The following is a 25,561-nucleotide window of genomic DNA, read 5'->3' on the forward strand; positions in this document are numbered from 1 at the left end:
AATCTCGGGAGCCATGGAGTCAATGGCTGATGGGGCGTCAGGGCCTTGCTCCCGGACCGGGGTATGATCCCCTTGCATTTGCCATCAAGGAAGCCCATTCGAGGGGGATGGAGCTTCATGCCTGGTTTAATCCTTACCGGGCAACGATGAGTGCGAATACGGTAACCAGTGCAGACCACATGACGCGCAAACGTCCCGATTTGTTTTTTACCTATGGTGGGAAAAAGCAGTTTGATCCCGGTATTCCTGAGGTCCGCGAATATATTGTTCAGGTGATCCTGGATGTAGTAAAAGGTTACGATGTAGATGGGATCCACTTCGATGATTATTTCTATCCCTATCCGATTGCAGGGCAGCGCATCAGTGATGATGTTACTTTTAGCAAATATGCCAATGGTTTCAGCAACAAGAATGATTGGCGCAGGAATAATGTTGATTTGTTGATCAAGCAGCTGGACGACAGCATTCATCACTATAAAAAATATGTGAAATTTGGCATCAGTCCCTTTGGGATCTGGAAAAATAAAGCTGAGGACACCCTGGGTTCGGCTACGCATGGTCTTTCAAATTATACCGAGTTGTATGCAGACTCCAGGAAGTGGGTGAAGGAGGGCTGGGTAGATTACATTAACCCGCAGATTTACTTCAGTTTTACCCGTCGTGCAGCTCCTTTTGACACACTGGTCAACTGGTGGAGCAACAATGCTTACGGACGGCATTTGTATATTGGCCAGGCGGCTTATCTGGTAAACCAGAAGATGGAAGCTGCATGGAGAAACCCAAGTCAGATCCCTGATCAGGTACGTTACCTGAGGGCTAATAACCGAGTACAGGGGAGTGTATATTTCAGCTCCAAATCGTTCTCTACTGTTGGCCGGGCTGCGGCAGATTCCCTGAAACAGGACCTGTACCGCTATCAGGCATTGCCGCCACAGATGCCATGGCTGGATGAAGTGATCCCTAATGAACCACAAAGCCTGACTGCAGAAGCGATGGATGATGGGGTGCACCTGAAGTGGGAGAAACCGCTGAAAGCAAGCGATGGCGAAACCGCATCCGGATATGTCGTTTATCGGTTTGAAGAGGGAGAGAAGATCAGTGTGCTGGACCCTAAGAACATCCTGAAGATCAGTTTTGAGATTATACCTTTTTTATTGATACAGATGCCGCAAAAGTAGCGATACACTACCTTGTTACTGCTTTAGACCGACTGAAAAATGAAAGCGATCCAAGCGGCCCTGTGGGGATCCAGACTAAAAATCTGGCCAGTCAGGAATAAGCAGGAAGATTTTGAATCAATTTTCGGGTAAGCCCGCTCACATACCATTTGTGGGCGGGCTTTCTTATAGGGCAGGTAGGTACGAAGGCTGTACCAGCGCCGTACCATCAACGGGATACCTCCACAACATATCCACGTTAAGTCCACGTTTTTACGCCTTTTTTATAGTAACACTGCGGATGTATTGCGGCTGAAATATGGGCCCATTCACAAGCTGCATACAACCTGCCTCTGATCTGGCCTAGTCAAGATCAGTGCACACTTTTCTGAAAGGGAGGAGGGTAACGGGAATATCGTAATGGCACAAACGTAAAAGATGCCTATGGTCAAAAAAAAGGGTGTATCAGATTGACATGATACACCCTTTTGTGCGTTATAATCAGGCTCCTGTTATTTTTGAGGTGCCAGTACCAGGCGGATGTAATTGTCTTCGGTCAGGAATTTCTGAGCCGCAGCTTTGGAGCTTTCGACAGTTACTTTGCTGAGTCTTGATTTGATGTCTACCGGTTGGTTGATGTCATCTCCGTTTTTAGCTCTGTTGGTGATTGTTCCCAGCCAGAAGTTGTTGTTACGCAGGCTGAGTTCCATCTGACGTTGTTCTTCAGATTTGAACTTGCTGATGTCATCAGCTGTCGCACCATTTGTTCTGACAGCAGCAATTTCCTCCAGGGCAGCAGCCACCAGTTTGTCCACATTTGCGGTTGCACAGCTGAAAGATACGGTGAAGTAGTAATGTGCAGTAGGATATTTCTGTACACTAAGGCCTACATTAGGGCTATATACACCACTTTCTTTCTCACGTAACCTTTCCATGATCTTGATTTCCAATGCACCTTTCAACGCTGACAATTGCACGTTGTTGTCTGCAGTGTAGTCATAATCCCCATGGATGTAAAGCTGTACCTCTGCTTTATCTTCCAGTCCTTTGTAGACGGTTTTGCTTACTTTTCCTTTTGGCGGGTTGATGCCATTGTCTACCCAGTTTTGTTTGTTGCCCAATGTTGGCAGGCTTGCAATGTAAGTTTCGATCATCGGTTTGATGGTGTTCGCATCAAAGGCACCCACGATGACAAAAGTCTGTTCTCCGTTGTCGGCAAACCTGTCTTTGTAGAAGGCGAGAGATTTGTCGAGTGAAATCTGGTCAAGGTCTGCCAGGGTGGTAGGCATGGCACGTTTGTTATAGTTGCTCAATACCGCCTGAACAGTATCCGAGAATACGCTTCCCGGATCATCATTTTTGTTGGCCATCATGATCCTGCTGTCGCTGATGTTCTTGTTGAAGATTTCTTCGTCCTTGCGTGGATTGGTCGCGTAGGCATAGACCATCTGGAAGGCAGTTTCGATATCTTTTGGTGCCGCACTACCAGAAAAGCCCTGGTAAAGGTCATTTACATAAGCACCACCTCTTCCCGTATTTCCGGCAAGCAGCTTATTCAGCTGAGTAGGATTAAATTCACCCACACCACTTTGGCTGATCAGGCCTACACTTTGTGCAGACTGGAGGTCAGCTTCGCTTGCCAGAGAGATTCCGCCTTTTGAGAAGGAGCTGAAGATCACCTGGTCATTCTGGAAGTCAGTAGGTTTCAGGAGTACTTTAATGCCGTTGCTCAAGGTCAGTTCCGTAACACCTATGGCATCCAGTTTCCTTTCGCCAACGATTTTACCAGCAACAGGTTTCTTGTCGAGCAGTGGTTTGTTTACGGAGTTGTCAACATAAGCCGTTACACCTGTAGCAGCAGCTTTCAGCGTAGCAACCAATTGAGTTTCTGTTGGCAGGTTGGCTTTTTCCTTTTCCGGAGCCTGCACGATGATGATCTGATTTTCCTTGGTGATGAGTGTTTTAGCCAGTGCATTTACCTCAGCAAGCGTAATGTTGGCAAGGTCCTTTTTCGTCTGTTCGTAAGCAAATTCTATAGAGGGGATGCTTTCGCCGGTGAGGAAGTTTTCCAGGTATTGCTGTACAAAGCCAGAAGAAGGTGTTTTGTCTTTTTCTTTCAATTGTTTTTCGTTACCTGCGGCAATATTTTTCTTAACCACATCAAGCTCCGACTGCAGGAACCCGAATTTGGTCATTCTTTCATTTTCAGCCAGCGCAGCAGCCAAAGCGCTGTTCAGTTCAGTACCTGATTTTGATGCGACAACAGTCTGGAAGGCATTTATGCCTGCAACCAGTCCGCCCTGGAAGCTGCCGAAGTTGCTTTGTGCGAAGAGGAAAGGAGCATTTCCTTTTTGGAGGATTTCCTGGATACGTGCACCCAGCATGTTGTTGATCATACCATACATCAGGCTTTTTTTGTAGTCGGCAGTAGTTTTTACGACACCACCACGTTGTTTGTAGATGACCATGGCCACATTGTAAGGCTGCTCCGCATCAGTAATGACTTTTGCAAGAGGCTCCTTATTGTCTGGAAGGTCATAGTTGAGGCGTGGTCTTGGGTTCGCCGGATTTTTAAGTTCTGAGAAGTTGTCTTTGATCAACTGCTCTACCTGGTTGACATCAAAATCACCAACAGCAATTACCGCCTGAAGGTTTGGTCTGTACCAATCGCTGTAGAAACTTCTGATTTTGTCGTGCGTAAAGTTGTTGAGTATATCGATTTTCCCGATTGGGATCCTGTTTTCATAGCGCGAACCTTTCAGCAATAAAGGATAAAGCTGTTTGCTCATGCGGTCTTTGGCATCCTTTCCACGCTGACGGTCTTCTTCGATGATGACACCACGTTCCCTATCGATTTCTTCCGCTTCCATGGATATTTTTCCTGCCCAGTTGGCGAGGATTTTGAAGCCTGTTTTGAATACCTCAACGCTGTCGGTAGGAATAGGCAGCTGATATACCGTTTGGTTGAAACCTGTATAAGCATTCAGGTCCGCTCCAAAGCGCACTCCGGCCCTCTGCAGGTAGTTGATCATTTCATTTTTCGGGAAGTCTTTGGAGCCATTGAAAGCCATGTGCTCAGTAAAGTGGGCAAGGCCCTGCTGCGCATCATCTTCCATAAGGGATCCAATGCGGTTGGCGAGGTAAAGCTCTGCCCTGTTGTTGGGCTCAGCGTTTTTTCTGATGTAGTAGGTAAGGCCGTTGGCCAGTTTACCGATTTTTACATTAGGGTCATTGGGAATTACTGCTGCATTGTTAGATTTTACAGCGGTGGTGGTGGGCGCTTTTTTTGCTGCAGCCTTCTTCTGTCCGTAGACAGGCCCGTATAAGGCGAAGTGAGCGGCAAAAGCAACTACCAGCAGGGAAGTGTTTCTTTTCATTGAAATAGTTCTTTTAAAGCATGGAACCTGCATGAGATGGTCTTTCATTTCCTTTAGGAAATGTGATGCGCTCATGCAGGTTCCATGAAATATTAATAAGTCGCCTTAAAATTAAACTTTTATAATGATTTTTTTAGCATACATGCCCCAAAGAATCAGCAGCCAGAATAAAACAAAAGCAACCGCCCATGCCAGGGAGGCATTGAATGGCGACATTTCGTTAGAAAAGCCTGAATATAGGTAAGATAGGAGATTTTGTTGGGAGCCATCCTGCCCGGTAATGTGGATCATGCTGAGGGTTCTTGGCAGGAGCCCGGAAAGGAAAAAGACGGTGATGGCGTTGACCCCGTAGACAACAAAGGGTTTGGTAAAACGGTTGTACTGTTGAACGTCAATGATCCAGTAGCTGAGGGAAAGAATGGTGGTGGCAAGCCCGCCTGTATAGAGCACAAAAGAGCTCGTCCATAATTGCTTGTTGATGGGGAACTGGAGATCCCAGAGCAGACCCAGTGCTGTAGCTGCCGCACCTGTAGAGAATAGCCAGGCAATTTTTGTAGCAGGTTCAATGTCTTTACGTTTGAGGTAGCTGCCAACGAGGATACCGAAGAGGCCCGTTGCAATTGCCGGAAGGGTGCTGAGCAGCCCCTCAGGGTCCCAGGTTTTGGAGGATTTCCAGAGGTGAGCTTCCGTGAAGACGCCGCGGTCGATCCATGCGCCCAGGTTGGTTTCTTTCTCAAGATTAGGAAAGCCTGTCCCAGGTACCGGTATAAAGGTCATGATGGCCCAGTATGCCGCAAGGATGATGACCATGGTCCGGAAGATGGTTCGTTCTGAGCTTTTAAGGAAGATGATGGAGCATATGAAAAAGACCACCGCAATGCGTTGGAGCACTCCTGGGATTCTGACCTGCTGAAAGGCTTCTACAGGATTGCTGAATACATTTGGGAACAGCGATAGAAAGAGGCCAAGCCCAAAAAGGATGAGTGTTCTTTTTAGCGCTTTGAGAATGGTTTTGCCATGGCTCGAAGGATCTGTTTTTTTACTGCCCATGGCATAGGCGATGGATACGCCTACGATAAACAGGAAAAAAGGGAAAACAAGGTCCGTAGGTGTACATCCATGCCAGTCAGCATGCTCCAGCGGTGCGTAGATGTGGCCCCAATCACCGGGGTTGTTGACAAGGATCATGGCGGCGACGGTGGCCCCTCTGAAAAAGTCGAGTGAAAGCAGCCGGACGGGTTGCTCAGCTGCATAGTGTGGTGAGGTCATACAAGGTGGTTTGGTTTGGCTGTAAAGAAAAATACCGCTGCATGGTTGTTTGCAGCGGTATTTGAAGGTTAAAATTTATAGCGCACGAAGGCTTCCATAGCTTCGTATTCTGCTAGACCCAGGTTGTCATAAGCCTGGGCAGTTTCTCTGTTTCTGTCTTCAGCCCTTTCCCAGAATTCGCGTGAGTCATCACCAGGGAATACCGCTCTGTCTTTTTGCGACTGGTGTTTGAAGATGGCGAACTTCTTTCTTTCCACTTCCTGAGGACTAAGTGGAACAGCCATTTCGATTTCATAAGTTTCGAATTCCAGCCATGCACCGCGGTATAACCACAGCCAGCAGTCTTTCACCCAGCTTTCTGTTTTTGCCAATCTTTGCAATGCGGTGAGGATGATGTTAAAACATACGATGTGAGTTCCATGAGGATCTTCAAAATCGCCGGCTGCAAAAACCTGCTCTGGCTTGATTTTCTGAAGAAGTTCCATGGTCAGCTCAACGTCTCTGTCAGTTACCGGGTTTTTCTGACTCTTACCGCTTTCATAGAACGGGAGCGCCATAAAATGGATATGGTCATCTTCAAGTCCGCAGTAACGGGCACCGGCAATGGCTTCACCTTTTCTGATGAGTCCTTTGACCGATTGGATTTCCGGGGTGTCTACCTGGTTGGGTTGTTTTTGTTCGATGAACGTACGCATGTTCTGGTACAGGTCTTTCATTCCCTGTTGGGCCATGCCCATTTTTTCGGAGAAGTCGATGTTGAACTCGACAAAGCGGAGTGCATCGTCATCCCATACCGCTGTATTTCCGGAAGTCTGGTAAGCTACGTGGACATCATGCTGCTGATCTACAAGACGGATAAATGTTCCACCCATGGAGATCACGTCATCATCAGGATGCGGGGAGAAGATGACCACCCGTTTTTTTGCCGGCTGGGCACGTTCAGGCCTTTGGGAATCATCGGCATTTGGTTTTCCACCTGGCCAGCCTGTGATGGTGTGTTGTAATTTATTGAATATATGTATGTTGATGTTGTATACAGGGCCTTTTTCAACGGCCAGCTGAGCCATACCATGATTGTTGAAGTCGTCTTCCGTTAATTTAAGAATAGGTTTTTGCAGGGTGTTTGCCAGCCAGATCACCGCTTTACGGGTCAGCACTTCATCCCAGATGCAATCTTTAACCAACCATGGCGTGTCGAATCTCGTCAATTGAGAAGCAGCATCCTGGTCGAGGATAAATTCGACGTTGTCTGATAGCTGCAGATAGGTTGCGGGCACTTCGCTGGAAATTTCTCCTTCCACCGCTTTCTTAATGATGGAGGCCTTTTTTCTGTTCCAGGCCATAAGGATGATTTCACGTGCTTTGAAGATCGTTCCGATACCCATTGTAATGGCTTTTGTGGGTACGAAAGACTTTCCACCGAAATCTCTTGCGGCATCTCTTCTTGTCAGGTCGTCCAGGGTAACGAGCCTTGTTCCAGAATTTGGTGCGGATCCCGGCTCATTAAAGCCGATGTGTCCAGTACGTCCGATACCAAGAATCTGTATGTCCAGGCCGCCCATGTCGCCGATTTTCTTCTCGTAAGCAAGGCAGAAAGCCGGGATGTCTTCCAGTGCAAGTGTGCCGTCAGGAATGTTGACATTGTTTTTGTCGATGTCAATGTGATCAAACAGGTGATCATTCATGAAGGATACATAACTCTGAGCTGCATCCGGTTGCATCGGATAGTATTCATCAAGGTTAAACGTAGTCACATTTTTGAAGCTGAGCCCATCCTCTTTGTGCATTCTGACCAGCTCGGCATACACAGCGATTGGTGTAGCACCGGTTGCCAGACCCAGGACGGCCTGTTCGTTGTTCTTTTGTTTTTCCCTAATGAGGTCCCCAATACGGTGTGCAACACTTAATGATGCTGCCTTTGGATTTTCAAAGACTGAAACGGGCAATTTTTCAAAGCGCGTTTCTTCCAGAAGATTTAATCTTGCCATTTAATTTTTGTTCTTAAATTTTGTACGGAGCAGTAAATATAGTGAACGTAATGACTTATTCAAATTTTTTAATAATTAGATGCGTTTTTTTAAAAAATATCATTATTAACTATTTTGTTGTTATTGTTTGTATGGTTATTGGTGTTGGTTGTCAATGAGTTAATGATGTTCAGGCTTTCGATTCACCGGTGGAGTCCGCTGACCTTTGATTTGAATTTAAGAAATATACAAAGAAATTTTCTGTTCCCTGGTCAAATTCTTTTCAAAAAAGGGAGGGTCTGTCAAAAGCCAGCTTAAAATATTAATTTTGATTCGTCACCAATAAAACAGGCAGATCATGAACAGGAGCTGGACAAAAATATTTGAAATCCTTGAGAAGGAGGAGCGTTTGATTATAGGCCTGATGTCCGGAACCTCTCTCGATGGGCTGGATATCGCGTTGTGTGGCATTAAGGGCAGTGGAGTAGGGACCAGAGTTCGTGTGCTGCATTTTAAGACGGTGGCCTACGACCATCACTTTAAGGCAGAGGTAAAATCCATCTTCTCCAGGCGTGATGCCGATCTGCAGCTAGTGTGCCTGATGAATGAGCGGATAGGCCTGATACATGCTCAGATGGTATTGGAAGCGATTGCCTCCTGGGGCATGCAGGCCTCGGACATTGATGTCATTGCAAGCCATGGACAGACGATATTTCATGCACCCGAATCGCTGCATGGCCTTTCCGGTTATCCGAATGCTACCCTACAGATTGGGGATGGCGATCACATTGCCGTACATACCGGGATCATTACTATTGCAGACTTCCGACAGAAACACCTCGCCGCGGGAGCAGAGGGCGCTCCTCTCGCTGTTTATGGAGATTACCTCTTGTTTTCAAGGGCTGGTGAAGACCGTGTGATGCTGAATATCGGTGGGATTGCCAACTTTACCTACCTCCCTGCCGACCAGGATGCATCTAGGGTTTTCTCTACAGATGTAGGACCAGGAAACACGCTGATGGACCAGTATGTGCAGCAGCATTATCCCTGGCAGTATTTTGACGAGGCTGGGAAACTGGCAGCATCAGGGGCGGTGAATGAGGAGTTGCTGAAATCATTGCATGCTGCAGATTTCCTCTCGGCGGGTTTTCCGAAGACGACAGGCCCGGAGCTATTCAACCTTGCCTACCTGGAGGCTGCTACGGAAAGCGCTGGCCTCGGTGAGATGAAACATGAAGATGTGATGGCAACGCTGTGTGCTTTTTCGGGCAGCGTGATCGTGGAATCGGTCATCAGGTGTTTCGGGGCAGAGGGGAGGCCATCAATTTACATGAGTGGCGGTGGGATGCACAATCCGGTACTCGTGGATCATCTGATAAAAGGGCTTCCTAATGCGCAATTTTTTACGACAGATGAACTGCAAGTCAGTCCGGATGCTAAGGAAGCGGTATTGTTTGCTATTCTTGCAAATGAAACACTGGTAGGCAATGAGACAGATTACGGTGAAAGGCCGGGAATTCCATCCATTGGGATGGGTAAGATCTGTTTGCCTTTCTGATTTGTATCGATTAATTATTTGGTTTTGGATAATTTTTATGCTTTAAAAGTTATATTTATCCAAACTAAACCAAATTTATGAAAAAACTCTACACTTCTGGGCGCAGTAAAAGCCGGCTGGTTTTTGTTGTGCCGATTTTTCTATTGATGCTTGTGCAGGTAGCAAGTGCACAGGTAAAAAAATACAGTTTGAGTGGCCGTGTAACGGATGGTGTTTCAGGATCTGGAATTCCGGGGGTGGTGGTGAAGGTGATGAATACCAGTTTCGCAACCGCAACAAATGCAGACGGCCGTTATACGCTGGCATTTGATCTAGCACCAGCCAGTCGCCAGGTCAGCTTCTCTTCCATTGGATTTAAAACGCAAACCAAAGCCCTGCAGCTTGGCGATCAGTTGCAGCTCAGCTTAAGCGCTGTGCTGGTGACAGACAACATCGGTCTTGATGAGGTCATTGTGACTGGTACTTCCCAGGGGACGACAAGAAAACAGATGGGTAGCTATGTGACTTCCGTTAAAGGCTCGGATCTGGTTAAGGCTCCCAGCGGGAATGCGCTGGCCTCCCTGCAGGGTAAAGCACTGGGGGCACAGATCAGCCAGAATTCCGGAGATCCTGCCGGAGGAATGTCAGTCAGGCTTCGGGGAGTAAGTTCCATTAATTCCTCTTCAGAGCCATTGTATATTGTGGATGGTGTGATTGTCAGCAATGCGACCAACAGGGTGACGAATACCTCCTCCAATTATGACGGGGAGAGTTTTATTGGTAATATTGGTCAGAACAGAATGGTGGATATCAACCCTAATGATATCGAACGGATTGAGGTGATCAATGGAGCCGCTGCAGCAGCGATTTACGGATCCAGGGCAAATGCAGGTGTGGTGCAGATTTTTACCAAGCGTGGTTTGAGTGGCACACCGCAGGTGAGCTTCTCCACAAGCGTTGTTGTCAGCGAACTTAGGAAAAAGCTGGATGTCAACCAGTCGCCGGTCAAGTTTGGAGGTTCTGTAGATACCTTTACTCAGGATGTCATACAGCTGACCGGTACCCCCTCGGTGTTGCTGACGAATACTACGCCTGTGACCAGGTATGATTATCAGGATTATATTTTTCAGACGGCCCTGGGTACAGATAACAACGTATCTGTGTCGGGAGGAAATGACAATACCAAGTTTTATACTTCTGCAGGATATTTCTCTAATGAGGGGATCATCAAGAATACCAATTTCAAAAGGTATAACTTCAGGGCCAATGTGGACCAGACGCTGTCCGACTGGGCAAAGATGACTGCCGGATTTAGCTACATCCATAGTGACGCAAATGAGAAGCCTGATGGAAACTCATTTTTCTCCCCGATGAACTCCATTACCATTATTGGTAACTTCCATGATCTATTTACAAGAGATGCCCTGGGAAACCTGAGGGCTGTGGGCGAGCGGGGGCGTGTCAATCCGGTTTCCGTAATTGAAGACATCAAACAGCGGCAGTTTAGCAATCGCGTGATTGCCAATACAGGGGTAAAAATGACCCCTTTGAAGGGGGTGACGATAGATTATACAATGGGTGTAGACAATACGGTCCAGAATGGAACGACTTTTATCCCTCCATTTGACTATAATGTGAGTACCGGTTTTTACGGGGGTGGTATTACGCTTGATCCCGCATTGAATGGATATGCCAGTGCAGCCAACGCGACGACCACCCTTTTTAACAATGAGCTCAACTTCACCTATGATACGGGGATCACAAAAGACCTCCTTTCCACGACACAGCTTGGTGCTTCTTACCAATACCAGAAGGACTTGATCTCCCTGCTTAATGGGAGAGGGCTGGCGCCATTTGTGGAGACGGTGAATGGCGCCAGTACGGTGCTGCCCAATAACGACCGGAGGTCTGAATTTTCTGTAAGTGGGGCATACCTGCAGCAGAATTTCAAGTATAAAGACCATTTGTTCGTTACCGGTGCCGTCCGTATAGATCAGTCGACTGTATTTGGTGAGGACAACCGTACACAAGCCTACCTGAAGGGAAATGTAAGTTACGTGCTGTCATCAGCGGATTATTGGAAAAGTCTGGGCGTGTCTGACTGGTGGGACGCCTTTAAGCTGCGTGCAGCTTATGGGGAGTCTGGAAACCTGACTGGTATTGGTGCGTACGACCGTTTCAATGAATACCTCGCCTATTCTTTCCTTGGCAAGATTTCTTTGCTCTCTAAACCAGGGCTGGCCAACTCGGCTGTGGCTCCGGAGCGGCAACGGGAGCTGGAATTGGGTACAGACATGTCTTTCTTTAAAAACAGGTTGGGTTTTACCATTAACTGGTATTCCAAAAAGGTTCAGGATCTGTTACTTGCCGTGGTCATTGCGCCGACAACGGGATTTTCAAGCCTGCTGGATAACTATGGTTCGTTGGAGAATAAAGGCGTTGAGCTTTCGCTTACAGGCACGCCATTGCTGAGCAATGACTTCAGATGGAACACGACCTTCATCTTCAGCAGAAACAGGAACAAGGTGGTTAACAGTGGCGCTTTGCGACTGATTTCCACCAATGCCGGGGCTCCGGTTGCGATCATGGATGATCAGGCAGTAGGCGTTTTCTATGGTACTTTTTTCGCCAGAAATCCTGATGGCAGTCTGTTGACCAATGCTGCGGGGATTCCTCAGCAGGAACGTGGGATCCAGACTTCGGCAAATGAGTTTATTCCACAGCGCGGAAGTGACGGTCTGCCAACAGGAACTACGCTGCGTAAGGTGCTTGGCGACCCTAACCCGGACTACACCTTGTCGTTTGTCAATGATTTCAGTTATAAAAAGCTAAGCCTTCACATACAGTTGGACGCCGTTCAGGGAGGTGAGGTATGGAATGCGGACTGGCGTACCCGGCAGGGCGTAGGTAGCGGTAAAATTGCGGAACTGGAACAGACGGGACAGCTGCCAAGGGGATATATTGCGGGTGTTTATCCTACCGAAGAGTGGCGTATTGATGACGGCTCTTTTGTAAAACTCCGCGAAGTCTCCTTAAGCTACCGCGTTGGAAACGTAAAATTCTTTAAAGACCTGAACATCAATCTTAGCGGGAGGAACCTGATTTCCTGGGACAATTATAAAGGGTATGATCCGGAGCTGAATTCGGGGGGGCAGTCGACGATATTGAGAAATATCGATTTTGGCGCTGTTCCAATCCCGAGGACTTTCAGTTTAGGTATGCAGTTTAAGTTTTAATTTCAAATAGAATCGACATGAAAAGATATAAAACGAAGGTTTACGCAGTTCAGATGCTGATGGCAGCGATGCTGCTGATGGGTGTTTCCTCTTGTAAAAAGGAATACCTGGATCCGAACGGGGCCATCTCAGATGATGTATTGGGTTCTTCAAAAGGGCTGACGGGAGTTACCGTAGGTTTACAAAGAGTATACACTTTTAGCAGGCAGGGACTGCTTTTCAGTTCAATTACCGCCAATGGATTTGTGAGTAACGAGTTGTATTTGTCCAACGCAGGGAATATTCCCGAGCTGCAGCTGTCTACCGGAGGAGCCAGTGTTGACGGGACAAATGCCATTCTGGTTAACCTTTGGGCAAATGCCAATAAGATCATCTTTGATGCAGACAATGTTATCAGCAATGCTGCCGTCCTTACCGATAAAAACTATGCTGCTGGCCTGATTGTCTATGCGAGCCTGTTTAAGGCGCTGGCACTGGGCAATTTATCCCAGTACTGGGAGCAGATCCCATCAGAAATTGGCCAGAACGCTACCTTTATGAGCAGGCAGGAAGGACTTACCAGAGCTGTTGCCGTTATAGACAATGCGTTGGCGGTGATGGCGGCAAATCCACCAAGCACCTCGGTGTTGTCGAATCTTCCAGCGGGCATCAGCATCAGCAATACGTTGTATGCACTCAAGGCAAGATATGCACTTTTTGCAGGTAACTACGCTGTAGCCCTTGCCGCGGCCAATAGCGTTGACCTTACCGTAAAGTCAACCTTTAACTTCGATGCCACCACCTTCAACCCTATTTTTGATATTGCGACCTCGACCAATAATGTGTTTCAGCCTTTGAATGCTGACCTGGGGCTTACCGGGGTTGCTGTGCCGGATGCAGCCGACCAGAGGATCTCGTTTTATACCGTGGCCGCTGCCTCCGCACCTCTCGCGCGTTTGAAAGGTTTTGCTTCCACATTCTCGACGGCCATTCCGGTATATCTCCCTGGTGAAATTACGCTGATTAAGGCTGAGGTATATGCACGTCAGCCTGGTTCTGGCGATGCCTTGGCGGAATTGAATAAGGTGGTCACAAAAACGCCTGCGGCGGATGTCTATGGTGTTGGTGCTGGATTGCCGGCGCTCACGGGGACTTATACAGAGGCGCAGCTATTGGCGTTGATCTACAAACACAGGTCTATAGAGCTGTTTATGTCGGGTTTGCGACTGGAAGATATGCGCAGACTCGGTCAGCCTGTTGCAGAGCGTAAGCGAAGTTTCTTTCCTTATCCTTTTACAGAAAGGGATAATAATACCAATACCCCTGCCGATCCGGCATTTTAAGTTATCCACTGGCGTGTCATGGAATGTATGATGCGCCAGTGTGATCATACCTGCTTTTATAACACTTCTACACCGTTGTCTTTGTAAGTCAGCAGTTCTTTGCTGTCTTTTGGAAGTTCGGTAATCAGGTAATCAATGTTTCCTATTGGCGCCACTTTGAGCCTTAATGCGATGTTCAGCTTTTCGGAGATGCAGAGTACTGCTGTCTTCTTTGAAGCGTTCAGCATGGTTTTTTTTAGCTGGTTGATTTCCCAGTCGGTGTCTGTGAGCCCATCTACGGGGTGAATGGCACTGGTTCCCAGCAGGCATAGGTCGGCCGTAATTTCCGAAAGCTGGTTGATGACCTGTCCTCCATAGGTTACCTGGGAGTTTTTCGAGAACAATCCTCCGATGAGGATGACCTCAATGCGGGGGTACTTTGCCAGTTCTATCGCTACCAGGGGGCTGATGGTAAAGAAGGTGGCATGAAGGTTCTCCGGCAGTTGTTTCACCAGTTCAATGACGGTGGTGCCACCACCTGTAAGTACTACCATCCCATCGATGATCAAAGAAATGGCCTTCTTGCCAATAGATAGCTTTGCTTCTTTTGCATAAACCGTACTGTCGTCAAATGTCGACTGGTAAGATTTGGAGAGCGCCCCTCCATGTACCTTGTAAAGTTGGTCTTTTTCTGCCAGTTCCTGAAGGTCCCGTCGTATGGTGTCCTCAGATACATTGATGAGTTGCACAAGATCCGTTGTCAACACGCGGTTATGCAGGTTAATGTGTCGCATGATGAGGTCGTGTCGCTCTTTTTTTAACATACAGGTTTTTTGGCTAAAGTATTAAAAAAAATACACAATGTAATTTGCGTGTTTTTGCTGTTTTGTGCGTTTATTGTCTGATTTTTTACAAGTAACTTTAGGGAAGTTATGCTTTTTATGGAATAAATTTTTGATATTTAGTGATGTGCCGCTCTTATTTGCGTTTTATTGCGTTTTTGATCGACATCCCCTTAACCAACAAAACTTAAACCTTAACCTAAAGTTTATGAAAAAAAGATTACTCATGTTATTTCTTGGGATGGCTACCCTGGTGGGCCAGGCTTTGGCACAGGAGATAACGGTTGCCGGAAAGGTGACCGCTGTGGAGGACGGGCTGGGGCTGCCCGGGGTCTCTGTAAAAGTAAAAGGCAGCCCCACTGTTACCCAAACAAATGCTGCCGGTCAGTATACCATCAAGGTGAATCCCGGGGCCGTACTTGTGTTTAGTTTTATTGGATTCCTCCCGCAGGAAAAGGCCGTGGGAACCGCGACTACGTTAAATGTCGCCCTTCGCACGGATGCCAAGGGCCTTGATGAGGTGGTGGTGACGGCTTTCAACATTGCCCAGGACCGCAAAGCCATTAATTATGCATTTCAGAATGTGAAGTCGAAGGACATCGAAGAGTCCAGGCAGCAGAATATTGTGAATGCGCTGCAGGGAAAGGTTGCCGGAGCGGTGATCACCAGTTCAGGAGGTGGCCCAGGAGAAGGAGCGGCCATCATCCTACGGGGAGGAACCTCTTTGGATGGCGACAATCAACCTTTATTTGTGGTTGATGGTGTAGCATTGGACAACAGTTCATTTATGGAGTCCCTTGCTCCCGGCGCGGGTAGTGCCTTCAATGGCATAACTGGACGTAGTGTAGGTACAGCTAACAGGGCGTCAGATATCAATCCCGAGGATATTGAGAGTGTGACTGTACTCAAGGGACCCGCGGCGGCGGCGCTCTACGGCGTTAAGGCGGGTAATGGTGCCATTATCATCACTACAAAAAAAGGTAAAGCCGGCGCAACCAGCGTGGTCTACAACAACCTGTTTTCATGGGACAATGTCATGCGGCTTCCGGAAACACAGTCCATGTACAAACAAGGGACCAATGGTGTTTTTGCAGCCACAAGCAGGGATTCCTATGGATCGCTGTTTCAGCCAGGAGAGCCTATTTACGACAATCTGGGTACTTTCTTTCGGACTGGAAGGTCGCAGACCCATAACCTGAGTGTCTCCGGGGGATCAGATAAATATACCTTCAGGCTATCCGCTTCCCATTCTGATCAGAATGGTGTGGTGCCAAAAACGGAATATGGAAAAACGTCCGTCCGCCTTGCCGGAAGTGCTGTCGCAAGTGAAAAATTTACCATCACAGGATCGGCGAACTACATGCGTACGACAGGAAGACGTCCATTACAGGGACCTGGTCTGTACAGTGGATCGGGAGGTTTTCTGGTCAGTATTTTCAACTGGCCAAAAAATGACAACATGAGCGATTACCTGAGTCCGGATGGCACCAGACGCCGGCTCATTGCCAGTGCTACCGCTGACATTGACAATCCTTATTTTACCATCGACAGAAATCCGCAGACAGATTCCAATGACCGTTTCATTGGAAATGCGGGGGCGGAATACAAGCCATTAAAGTGGCTGAAGGTGAACTATACTGTGGGTACTGATTTTTATACGGAGCGGAACCAGAGCGTTCGGGCGGTAGGTACCTCATTGCCTAATAACCTGAATGGAGGAATTGGGCAGACGGTGAACTCTTTCCAGAACCTGACTTCTAACTTATTGATTACAGCGGATCAGACTTTTGGCGATTTCAGCACTTCACTGGTGCTCGGTAATGCGGTGGACCAGGTTAAGTTTTCTACTATTGATGTGCTGGGGCTGATCTTTCAGAATCCGGATTTTATCAGCATCAACAATACGGTAAACCGTTCTATGGTGCAACGTAATTCAACCAAGCGGATTGTCGGGGTCTTTGGTAGTTTCAATGCAGACTGGAAGAAGACTTTATTTTTAAATATTACAGGGCGTAATGACTGGTCGTCAACATTGCCTGTAAAAAATCAATCTTTCTTTTATCCTTCCGTTAGTCTGGGGTACGAATTTACCAAGTCCCTTAACATGGAGAATCTGCCGTGGTTAAGTTATGGTAAGCTGAGGGTTTCCTATGCAGATGTGGGTAAAGATACTGCACCTTACAGGATCTTCTCTCCACTGCAATCCAATACCTTCATTGGCGGAGGTTTCAGGTATGGTTTCTTTGGCAACAATCCAAATTTAAAACCAGAAAGCCGGACTTCTTATGAAATTGGTCTGGATGTACAGTTTCTAAAAAACAGGCTGAGGCTTGACGCTACGGTATACCGCGATCGCACGGTAGATCAGATTATTGCGCCGAGGATCAGCCAGGCTACAGGTTATATCCTTCAATACATTAATGGTGGTTCTGTGGAGAACAAAGGGATTGAGCTGATGCTTTCCGGTACGCCAATTCAGAAAAAGGATTTCAGCTGGGATGTGAACTTTAATTTTGCATCCAATAAAAACAAGGTACTTGCTCTTCCATATCCATTGACAATCATCAGGAATTCTGATGCGGCCATCATTAATGTGGCTGAGGGAGCCTCTTATCCGGGGCGATCGCTGACATCTATCAGTGCAACCGACTACATCAGGGATGAACAGGGGAGGATTGTGATTGATGCCAATGGTTACCCGACTTTTAATAGCCTTTTCTCTTATGCAGGCGATCGTGCACCAAAGTTTACGCTGGGGCTAAACAATAGTTTCAGGTATAAGAATGCAGAGCTTAGCTTTTTAATTGACATCAGAAAGGGTGGAGATGTAATCAATGGAAATGAATGGGAACTGGTCAAGAGCGGATTAAGTAAACAAACAGAAGAGCGTGGTAAACTGGTGGTATTTGATGGAGTTGTGAAAAATGCAGATGGAACCTACAGTCAGAATACAAAACAGGTAGAGCTTACTCAGGGATACTATGAGAATAACCTCGCTCTTGTAGGTACTCCCTTTATTGAAGACGGGTCCTGGATTCGTCTGAGGACCGTTACATTGAACTATACACTCAGCAAAAAGTATACACCCAAGGTGTTTTCTAATTTGAACCTGTTTGTTACAGGTCGTAATCTGGTGTTGCTGACGAATTATTCCGGCATTGACCCGGAGGTTGGTGTAGCCGGTGCCGGTGTGCGCGGTGGCGGTTCAGCGGGGCTCGACTATGGGGGAGTGCCTAGTCGCAGAGGGTTTGATTTAGGATTGAAAGTTGGGTTTTAACGAGCAAAGATTATGAAAAAGATCATTATAATATTAACGGTGTCGGTTTTTATGCTGACAATAGGTTCTTGTAAAAAGGGGTTTCTGGATGTGAATATGGATCCAAATAACCCGACGGCAACTACGCCCAATTTTCTGTTGCCGAGCATTATTTCCAACGGACTGGCGATGCAGGGATATGAGGCTTATCAGTTCACGGGCCTGTTTACGCAAAATGTAGGGCGTCGTGCGGCGCCCAATAGCGGTTTTGAACAATATTTCGTTGCGGCCAACGTACGTCCCTTTCAAGACACTTATCAGATTGTGGGGACCAATATCCCGCCTATGATTGCGCTCGCGCAGCAGGAGGGTTCTGCGTATTATGTAGGTGCGGGGAAAATTATGTTTGCACTGATCCTCGCCCATGCGACAGATCTGTTGGGTGACATTCCTTACACGGAGGCTTTCCGCCCTACGGAGATCATTGCCCCGAAGTATGATAGCCAGCAGGAAATCTATGCTACCGTAGATAAGTTGTTGGATGAGGGGATTGTGGAGATGGAAAAGCCTGCTTCAAGCAATTTCAGGCCATTTTATGCGACGACGCCAAGTGTCAGTGGGGATATTCTTTTTAAAGGTGTGACGGCAAAATGGGTCAAGCTGGCTTATTCATTAAAAGCAAGGCAGGCAAATCACCTGGTGAAAAAGGCCGCATATGATCCTGTGAAGATTCTCTCTTATATCGATAAAGGAATGAAGGAGAATGCCGACGACGCACAGCTGGAATATCAGGCAGTAACAAGTACGGTGCTCAATTCTACCAATGTATGGGGCCCTTCGCGGGCAAATATGGCTGTGGTAACCTATGGACGTTATTTTATAGAGATGCTGAACGGGAGGAACCTGCTGGGGGACGCCGCCCTGCCAGATGACCCGCGACTGCCGATCATGGCTACCCTTGCAAGTACGGGTACAGAGCCGGGTGCGAATAACGCACAGTCATTGCCTACAGGTGTGTTGTCGGATTTCTATGCAAGCTGGTATGGTGCTGATGTTTACAATCCTTCTACGGGTGCGGGTAGTTTACAGGTCGTGACGAATGCAGAAATGCGGTTTGTGGAAGCCGAAGCCGCTTTCAGGGCCGGACAGCTGACGCGGGCTTTTGATGCTTACCGTGCCGGTATTTCAGTGCACATGAATAAAATCGGGGTGCTACCGGCCGATCGGGATGCTTATTTAGGTTCTGCTGCGGTGGCACAATCTGAAGCTGCACTGACACTTAAGCACATTATGGAGCAGAAATATATCGCGCTGTTCATGAACCCTGAAAGCTGGGTAGACCTCCGGAAGCTTGACTACAGTCAGGATATCTATACCGGTTTCTACTATCCGGTGAACGCAAATCCTAATGCGCAGGGACAGTATCCGCAGAGAACAATGTACCCGCTAACAGAGATCCAGCTGAACCCTGCGCAAGTAGAACTGCAGGGAGCTAATGCGCAGGATTATTTTCTTAAACCGCTTTGGTGGAATCAACCTTAAAAGAACAGCAATATGAAAAAGATAATGATATTATATACCGCCATGATGATGGTGTTTATTTTCCAGGCATGCGACCGTACTGAAGATCCGATTTATGAGAAAATCTCGGATGATCATTTCCCGACCATCATCTCCAATACGAATTTCGTATCCCCCAGTGTGCCTGCTGCGGGCTTTGCCAAAGGAACGGCGCTGAAAATTGAACTCAATTTTATATCTGTAGACCCTGTGAAAGAGATCCAGTTTTTGGAAAAGACAGGAACTGCAGACTCTGTTGTGATCCAGACGGTTCCTTATGCTCCGGCTTTTTCCAGGGCCAAAAACTGTGACACACTGGTCTACAACTATACCGTGCCATCCGCTCCGGAGGGAGGGACGCAAATGGGTGTAAGAGCAAGAGTGGTAAATGTAAATGGGTTGACGAAGGACAGGACCTTCACTTATAAGATAAAAGTTCCATAGGTCTACTTTACCGGAGGCTTCCCCTGCTTTTTATTGGGGGAAGCCTCTTTCTTTATCGCTTAATTTTCTATTTTTGTGGCAAAACTATACGATCACATGGCAAGTTTTACACTTACTCCTGAAACCTGGGCAAAGGTTAAAATCAAATTCTTAAGAAAATACCGTGATTTGGCTCAGACAGAGCTTTCTTTTGTTCCCGGACAGGAGGAGCAGTTGGTAACGCAGCTGATGGGTCTGGTGAAGAGAGATCGTGAATATATTGAATTCACCATTAAAAAGGCACTGGCGGATACTGAAGGCAACAGGCTTTAATTCCCCGCGCAGGCGATACGCATTTTATAAGGCTTTTTTGTAAATTTACGATCTAACGGATCGGTGAAATGAAAAAATACAAACTTGCCTCAGCCTTTTTCCTTGTTTCTTTTGCAGTTTTAAGCTGGTCTTTTAAGGAAGACCTGTTTCAGGTATCCAAGAACCTGGATATTTTTGCTGCACTGTATAAAGAAATCAATGTCAACTATGTGGACGAAACCAGCCCGGCTGAACTCATGCGTCATGGCATCGATGCCATGCTGGAGACACTGGATCCATATACCGAATACGTTCCTGAATCTGAAATCGAGGATTACAAATTAAAATATGTCAGCACGCAATATGGTGGTATTGGTGCGACGACGGTGTTCATCGAGGGTAAATTGTTCGTCAGCGAGCTGCTTGAAGGTTATCCGGCAGACAAGCAGGGGCTGAGGCCAGGCGACCAGATCCTGAAGATCAGCAACAATGACGTGAAAGGGAAAGAACGCCCGCAAATCAGTCAGTTGCTACGGGGCCCCCGGGGTTCCAATGTGGAGCTGTTGCTCATCAGAGATGGTTCGGTGATTACTAAAATTATAACCAGGGATGAAATCAAGCAGCCCAACGTTGCGTACTCGGGAATGACGGCAGATCATATTGCATATATCCGTCTGGATAAGTTTCTTGAAAATGCCGCTCAGGAAGTTCGCGAAGCGGCGCTTAACCTCAACAAACAGCAGCCCCGTGGAATGGTACTGGACCTGCGTTATAATGGTGGCGGGATTTTGCAGGAAGCGGTGAAGATTGTCAACCTGTTTGTCAATAAGGATGTTCTTGTCGTTACACAGAAAGGACGCAACCCTCAGAAGACTATTGCCTACAAGACACTCAATCAGCCGATCTTATCGCAGATGCCGTTGGTGGTGCTCATCGGGAGCGCTTCTGCTTCCGCTTCTGAGATTGTCGCAGGCTCGTTGCAGGATCTTGACCGGGCCATTATTGTGGGGCAGCGCAGTTACGGAAAAGGCCTTGTGCAGCAAACCTTTAATCTGCCCTATAACAGCCTGGTGAAGGTGACGGTTGCGAAATACTTTACGCCTTCGGGAAGGTGTATACAGGCGCTGGATTATGCCCATAAAGATGCTGATGGCCGGACACATAAGGTAGCAGATTCTTTGATGACGCGTTTTAGTACACGTGTGGGAAGAAGTGTGTTCGACGGTAATGGTATTTATCCTGATGTTCCTGTTGAAGCTACACGTTACAGTCCAATTACCATATCAATGTTCAATAAGAGTCTTTTCTTTGATTTTGCCAACGCTTACAAGAAAAACAACAAGGCCATTGCAGCTCCTGAAAGCTTTCATCTGACTGATGCAGAGTATGCGCAATTTGTCAGCTCACTTGCTGGTAAGGACTACTCTTATGTCTCAGCAACAGAACGTTTATTGTCGGATCTCCGTGCCGAGGCAGAGAAGGAAAACAAGTTACAGACAGTGAAAGGTGATCTTGAGGACCTGAAGGATAAAATGTTAAGTGCGAGAAAGAATGAGCTGAATACCTATAAATCAGAAATTAAAAGGGCTTTGGAGAGCCAGGTCATCAGCAGGTATTATTATGAAAAAGGAAAGGTTGTTCAGGCGTTTCAATATGATAAAGAACTGAATACCGCAACAGCAATTCTGAACAATTCGACGAAGATGCTGGCGATCCTGAAAGGAGATGGCGAATATAAAACAATCGGCAGCCCGGTCAGGATAATGGCCGCGGCTGCCGATTCAGAAGAAGATTAGCGATTAATTTACGCCGTGTAACTTTACTACCAGTCCGTCCATGGCAGGGTTCAGCTGCAGCTGGCAGGCCAGCCTGGAGTTTGGCAGGAGGTCAGGGAGTGTATCCAGCATGGCATACTCATCGTCTGACATTTCATTTAATTTTTCTTCACCTTCCAGTACATCCACACAGCAGGTGGCACAAAGAGCCATTCCTCCGCAGGTGGCGAGGATGTCATATTCGCATGCTTTCAGGTATTCCATCAAGCTCAGGCCCATATCTACAGGTGCTTCAAGCGTTGTTAAGCTGCCGTCAGCATTCTGTACATGCAGCGTAATGTTATTGTCTTCCATTTTTAAAATTCTGCAACTCCGTTAACAGTGGTGTATTTCATCGTGTATTTAATTCCCGGGTTCATGTACTGATAAGCGCTGTGGCTCATTAAAGCCGCTTCATGGAATCCGCAAAGGATGAGTTTCAGTTTATTGGTGTAGGTGTTGATGTCTCCGATGGCATATATTCCAGGGATGTTTGTAGAATAATCATCCACATTTACCTCTATGGCGCTTTTGCTGATATTTAAGTTCCATCCTTCAATCGGGCCTAATTTAGGGCTCAATCCGAACAATGGGATCAGGTGGTCTGCCTGAATCGTTGTTTTTTCCAGGCTTCGGTTGTGAACGATATCCACCGTTTCCAGCTTACCATGTCCACTGACAGCGCTGAGGTTACTGTTCAGGATGAGGTTGATCTTGCCGCTATTGGCGAGTTCCATCACTTTATTTACAGAGTCTGGCGCACCCCGGAAGCTTTCACTGCGGTGTACGAGTGTAAGTTCTTCCACGATATCCGCAAGGAAGATGGTCCAGTCGAGGGCTGAGTCGCCACCTCCTGCAATTACCATTTTCTGTCCGCGGTATTTTTCGGGATCAAGGATCATGTAGTTGACACCTCTTCCATTTTCAAATTGTTCCAATCCTTCTACTACCGGTTTGCGTGGTTCAAAACATCCCAAACCGCCTGCAATCACGACAACTTTGGCCTCAATGGTGGTACCCATATTCGTGGTCAGCACAAAATCCGCTTCACCGCGTTTCTCCAGACCTTCAATACGTTCACCAAGTGTAAAGCCCGGGTGGAATGGTTTGGCCTGCTCCATGAGGTTGTCTACCAGTTCCTGAGCACCAACACTTGGATATCCTGGAATGTCGTATATGGGTTTCTTGGGATATATCTCAGACAACTGGCCACCTACTTGTGGCAGATAATCAATTAGATGACAACGCATTTTGAGTAGTCCTGCTTCAAAAATCGCAAATAAACCCACGGGTCCAGCGCCAATGATGGCTATATCAGTAGAAATCATGTATTTTATTTTTTTTGGCGAATTTACAAACTTTTGTTTTAATAAGAGAGCTATTTAGAAATATTCTACTTAACTACTAGAACATAGGACAAAACTGCGACATTTTTTTTGTTTATCTTTGGCATTACCGATGACAAAAAACATATACTTTGCTTCCGATTTTCATTTGGGTGCTCCGGATCATCTGGAGAGCCGTAAGCGTGAAGACCGGATTGTTCGCTGGTTAAATGCCATTGAGGATAGCTGCAGCGAGCTTTTTCTGATGGGTGACATTTTTGATTTCTGGTTTGAATATAAAAAAGTAGTACCAAAAGGTTTTATTCGCCTGCAGGGAAAACTTGCAGCCATGAGTGATGCCGGTATCAGGATTTATTTTTTTAAAGGGAACCACGACATGTGGGTCAACGACTACTTTACGCTGGAGATGGGGATGCAGGTGGTGAGTGATGAGCTGGTGATTGAGCGCAATGGCAAGCGTTTTTTTCTTCATCATGGTGACGGCCTTGGCCCTGGTGATGAGAAGTATAAGCTGTTGCGTAAGGTGTTCAGGAATCCTGTTTGTCAGTGGCTATTTTCTCTGGTGCCGCCAAGGATAGGGCTGGGTATCGCAAACGGATGGTCAATGAACAGCAAGCGTAAAAGTAAAAAGGAGGTGTTTATGGGAGCGGATCGGGAATGGTTAGCCATATATGCAAACGAGCGACTGGCAGAGTCCCATTACGATTACTTCATTTTTGGGCATCGTCATTTGCCGCTGGATCTTGAGCTGAGCGGTGGCGCGCGGTATGTAAACCTCGGGGAGTGGATGAATTACAGCTCCTATGCGGTCTTTGATGGTAGTAATTTAACCCTCAATTACTTCGAAGAGTTATCCTGATGAATTTCAAAAGGTGTCAGCAGATGGGATGGTGCTTTTCTTAACGAATAAATTTTTATCATCGTTAACCGAAAAAGCCGTATTTTTGCTGCCCAAATAAATCAATTGCCTTTTTACTGTGCCTGCAGGGACCTGATTGGAAAGACAATAAGTTTTAATTTTCTTAAAAAAGATATGTTAGAGAAATTAGAAGCAATAAAGCTGCGCTGGGAAGATGTAGAGGAACAGTTGAGTAATCCTGATACGATGCAGGACATGAAGCGTTTTGCGGCGTTGAATAAAGAGTATAAAGATCTGGGCAAGATTGTAGATGAATATAAAATCTATAAAAATGTGATGAGCAACATCGAGGCGAACAAAGAGATCCTGAGCAATGAGAAGGATGCTGAACTTCGTGAGATGGCTAAAGAAGAGCTGGACCTGTTATTGAAGCAACAGGAGGAGATGGAGGAAAAGGTTCGTCTGATGCTGATTCCCGTAGATCCTGAAGACGCTAAAAATGCTGTTTTCGAGATCCGTGGCGGTACTGGTGGTGATGAAGCTGCACTTTTTGCTGGTGATTTGTACCGTATGTACAGCCGTTTCTTTGAGCAAAAGGGATGGAAAGTAGAAACTGTTGATGTGACGGAAGGTACTGCTGGTGGTTATAAGGAGGTAATCCTGAAGGTGAGTGGTGAGGATGTTTATGGCCAGCTGAAATATGAGTCTGGTGTTCATCGTGTGCAGCGTGTTCCGGATACGGAGACACAGGGTAGGGTACACACTTCCGCTGCATCGGTAGCGGTGTTGCCTGAGGCTGAAGAGATCGACCTTTACATTAATCCTGCGGATATTGACTTGCAGACTTCCCGTTCAGGCGGTGCAGGTGGTCAGAATGTGAACAAGGTAGAGACGAAAGTGCAGTTGACACACAGACCTTCAGGTATCGTTGTGGTTTGTCAGCAGGAGCGTTCGCAGCTGGGTAACCGGGTGATTGCGATGGAGATGCTGCGCAGTAAGCTATATGATATTGAGTTACAGAAGAAAAATGGTGACATCGCTGCAAGGCGTAAGACCATGGTGTCTACAGGAGACCGATCTGCAAAAATCAGGACTTATAATTATCCTCAGGGCAGGGTTACAGATCACCGCATCGGACTGACGCTTTACAACCTGAGTGGTGTGATGGACGGTGGTGTTCAGGAGTTGATTGATGCGCTCCAGTTTGCTGAAAATGCTGAGAAAATGAAAGAAGGTTCTGTGGCTTAATAGGTTACGGATATTTGAAAAAATAGTTTGCAATTATAAATAAAGGCTCTATATTTG

17 protein-coding genes are annotated in these 25,561 nt (G+C 46.8%); 11 read left to right on the plus strand and 6 right to left on the minus strand.

Annotated features, from left to right (window positions below):
* The coding region (locus PBAL39_RS23855) for a glycoside hydrolase family 10 protein (RefSeq protein WP_008246635.1) at positions 1-1,178 on the plus strand (1,178 nt) is incomplete at its 5' end.
* Positions 1,179-1,669: 491 nt separating this feature from the next.
* Here PBAL39_RS23855 and PBAL39_RS23860 read toward each other — a convergent pair.
* The 3 genes from PBAL39_RS23860 to nagB form a co-directional block, all read right to left on the minus strand.
* Positions 1,670-4,534 carry a pitrilysin family protein gene (locus PBAL39_RS23860; RefSeq protein WP_008246661.1) on the minus strand — a complete coding sequence of 955 codons (2,865 nt, stop codon included), beginning with the start codon at positions 4,532-4,534 and terminating at the stop codon, positions 1,670-1,672.
* 111 nt (positions 4,535-4,645) lie between these two features.
* Positions 4,646-5,803, minus strand: a complete 1,158-nt coding sequence (locus PBAL39_RS23865) for an acyltransferase family protein (protein WP_008246662.1) — start codon at positions 5,801-5,803, stop codon at positions 4,646-4,648.
* 68 nt (positions 5,804-5,871) lie between these two features.
* On the minus strand, positions 5,872-7,791 hold the full coding sequence (gene nagB, locus PBAL39_RS23870; protein WP_008246663.1) for a glucosamine-6-phosphate deaminase: 1,920 nt from the start codon (positions 7,789-7,791) through the stop codon (positions 5,872-5,874).
* 337 nt (positions 7,792-8,128) lie between these two features.
* On the opposite strand from nagB, the gene PBAL39_RS23875 reads away from it, so the two are divergent.
* The 3 genes from PBAL39_RS23875 to PBAL39_RS23885 all read left to right on the plus strand — a co-directional run bounded on the left by PBAL39_RS23875 (position 8,129) and on the right by PBAL39_RS23885 (position 13,865).
* A complete protein-coding gene (locus PBAL39_RS23875) occupies positions 8,129-9,328 on the plus strand; it encodes an anhydro-N-acetylmuramic acid kinase (protein WP_008246664.1) in 1,200 nt (399 codons plus the stop codon).
* Between the two features lie 77 nt (positions 9,329-9,405).
* The gene (locus PBAL39_RS23880; RefSeq protein ID WP_008246665.1) at positions 9,406-12,543 is read left to right on the plus strand and encodes a SusC/RagA family TonB-linked outer membrane protein; all 3,138 of its coding nucleotides are present in this window, start codon (positions 9,406-9,408) and stop codon (positions 12,541-12,543) included.
* Positions 12,544-12,560: 17 nt separating this feature from the next.
* Entirely contained in the window at positions 12,561-13,865 is a 1,305-nt protein-coding gene (locus PBAL39_RS23885; RefSeq protein WP_008246666.1) for a RagB/SusD family nutrient uptake outer membrane protein, read from the plus strand.
* 56 nt (positions 13,866-13,921) lie between these two features.
* Here the strand turns inward: PBAL39_RS23885 and PBAL39_RS23890 are convergent, their stop codons facing one another.
* Positions 13,922-14,668, minus strand: coding sequence for a DeoR/GlpR family DNA-binding transcription regulator (locus PBAL39_RS23890; protein ID WP_008246667.1), 747 nt, complete (start codon positions 14,666-14,668; stop codon positions 13,922-13,924).
* Between the two features lie 226 nt (positions 14,669-14,894).
* Here PBAL39_RS23890 and PBAL39_RS23895 point away from each other — a divergent pair, with 226 nt between their 5' ends.
* The 5 genes from PBAL39_RS23895 (at position 14,895) to PBAL39_RS23915 (ending at position 22,033) form a co-directional block, all read left to right on the plus strand.
* A complete protein-coding gene (locus PBAL39_RS23895; RefSeq protein ID WP_008246668.1) occupies positions 14,895-17,963 on the plus strand; it encodes a SusC/RagA family TonB-linked outer membrane protein in 3,069 nt (1,022 codons plus the stop codon).
* 12 nt (positions 17,964-17,975) lie between these two features.
* Entirely contained in the window at positions 17,976-19,484 is a 1,509-nt protein-coding gene (locus PBAL39_RS23900) for a SusD/RagB family nutrient-binding outer membrane lipoprotein (RefSeq protein WP_008246669.1), read from the plus strand.
* A gap of 12 nt (positions 19,485-19,496) precedes the next feature.
* Complete coding sequence (locus PBAL39_RS23905) at positions 19,497-19,946, plus strand: hypothetical protein (RefSeq protein WP_008246670.1); 450 nt, start codon at positions 19,497-19,499, stop codon at positions 19,944-19,946.
* 96 nt (positions 19,947-20,042) lie between these two features.
* Positions 20,043-20,258 (plus strand): hypothetical protein, encoded by a 216-nt coding sequence (locus PBAL39_RS23910; RefSeq protein WP_008246671.1) that lies wholly within the window; start codon positions 20,043-20,045, stop codon positions 20,256-20,258.
* A gap of 68 nt (positions 20,259-20,326) precedes the next feature.
* Complete coding sequence (locus tag PBAL39_RS23915) at positions 20,327-22,033, plus strand: S41 family peptidase (RefSeq protein ID WP_008246672.1); 1,707 nt, start codon at positions 20,327-20,329, stop codon at positions 22,031-22,033.
* A 3-nt stretch (positions 22,034-22,036) separates the two neighbouring features.
* Here the strand turns inward: PBAL39_RS23915 and PBAL39_RS23920 are convergent, their stop codons facing one another.
* Entirely contained in the window at positions 22,037-22,366 is a 330-nt protein-coding gene (locus PBAL39_RS23920; protein WP_008246673.1) for a 2Fe-2S iron-sulfur cluster-binding protein, read from the minus strand.
* Between the two features lie 2 nt (positions 22,367-22,368).
* Positions 22,369-23,379: an NAD(P)/FAD-dependent oxidoreductase gene (locus PBAL39_RS23925; protein ID WP_008246680.1), complete on the minus strand. Its 1,011-nt coding sequence runs from the start codon at positions 23,377-23,379 to the stop codon at positions 22,369-22,371.
* Positions 23,380-23,509: 130 nt separating this feature from the next.
* Here PBAL39_RS23925 and PBAL39_RS23930 point away from each other — a divergent pair, with 130 nt between their 5' ends.
* Positions 23,510-24,256, plus strand: a complete 747-nt coding sequence (locus tag PBAL39_RS23930; RefSeq protein ID WP_008246683.1) for a UDP-2,3-diacylglucosamine diphosphatase — start codon at positions 23,510-23,512, stop codon at positions 24,254-24,256.
* 174 nt (positions 24,257-24,430) lie between these two features.
* Positions 24,431-25,504 carry a peptide chain release factor 1 gene (prfA, locus tag PBAL39_RS23935; protein ID WP_039867642.1) on the plus strand — a complete coding sequence of 358 codons (1,074 nt, stop codon included), beginning with the start codon at positions 24,431-24,433 and terminating at the stop codon, positions 25,502-25,504.
* Positions 25,505-25,561: the final 57 nt, after the last annotated feature.

Origin of the sequence: Pedobacter sp. BAL39 (genome assembly GCF_000170795.1) — a bacterium.
Classification (GTDB): domain Bacteria; phylum Bacteroidota; class Bacteroidia; order Sphingobacteriales; family Sphingobacteriaceae; genus Pedobacter.

Excerpts from the sequence above, each read along its gene's own strand:
- PBAL39_RS23905 (WP_008246670.1), top strand. The coding sequence starts at position 19,497 with ATGAAAAAGATAATGATATTATATACCGCCATGATGATGGTGTTTATT.
- PBAL39_RS23900 (WP_008246669.1), top strand. The coding sequence starts at position 17,976 with ATGAAAAAGATCATTATAATATTAACGGTGTCGGTTTTTATGCTGACA.
- nagB (WP_008246663.1), bottom strand. The coding sequence starts at position 7,791 with ATGGCAAGATTAAATCTTCTGGAAGAAACGCGCTTTGAAAAATTGCCC.
- PBAL39_RS23860 (WP_008246661.1), bottom strand. The coding sequence starts at position 4,534 with ATGAAAAGAAACACTTCCCTGCTGGTAGTTGCTTTTGCCGCTCACTTC.
- PBAL39_RS23925 (WP_008246680.1), bottom strand. The coding sequence starts at position 23,379 with ATGATTTCTACTGATATAGCCATCATTGGCGCTGGACCCGTGGGTTTA.
- PBAL39_RS23890 (WP_008246667.1), bottom strand. The coding sequence starts at position 14,668 with ATGTTAAAAAAAGAGCGACACGACCTCATCATGCGACACATTAACCTG.
- PBAL39_RS23930 (WP_008246683.1), top strand. The coding sequence starts at position 23,510 with ATGACAAAAAACATATACTTTGCTTCCGATTTTCATTTGGGTGCTCCG.
- PBAL39_RS23920 (WP_008246673.1), bottom strand. The coding sequence starts at position 22,366 with ATGGAAGACAATAACATTACGCTGCATGTACAGAATGCTGACGGCAGC.
- PBAL39_RS23895 (WP_008246668.1), top strand. The coding sequence starts at position 14,895 with ATGAAAAAAAGATTACTCATGTTATTTCTTGGGATGGCTACCCTGGTG.
- PBAL39_RS23910 (WP_008246671.1), top strand. The coding sequence starts at position 20,043 with ATGGCAAGTTTTACACTTACTCCTGAAACCTGGGCAAAGGTTAAAATC.
- PBAL39_RS23880 (WP_008246665.1), top strand. The coding sequence starts at position 9,406 with ATGAAAAAACTCTACACTTCTGGGCGCAGTAAAAGCCGGCTGGTTTTT.
- PBAL39_RS23865 (WP_008246662.1), bottom strand. The coding sequence starts at position 5,803 with ATGACCTCACCACACTATGCAGCTGAGCAACCCGTCCGGCTGCTTTCA.
- PBAL39_RS23875 (WP_008246664.1), top strand. The coding sequence starts at position 8,129 with ATGAACAGGAGCTGGACAAAAATATTTGAAATCCTTGAGAAGGAGGAG.
- PBAL39_RS23915 (WP_008246672.1), top strand. The coding sequence starts at position 20,327 with ATGAAAAAATACAAACTTGCCTCAGCCTTTTTCCTTGTTTCTTTTGCA.
- prfA (WP_039867642.1), top strand. The coding sequence starts at position 24,431 with ATGTTAGAGAAATTAGAAGCAATAAAGCTGCGCTGGGAAGATGTAGAG.
- PBAL39_RS23885 (WP_008246666.1), top strand. The coding sequence starts at position 12,561 with ATGAAAAGATATAAAACGAAGGTTTACGCAGTTCAGATGCTGATGGCA.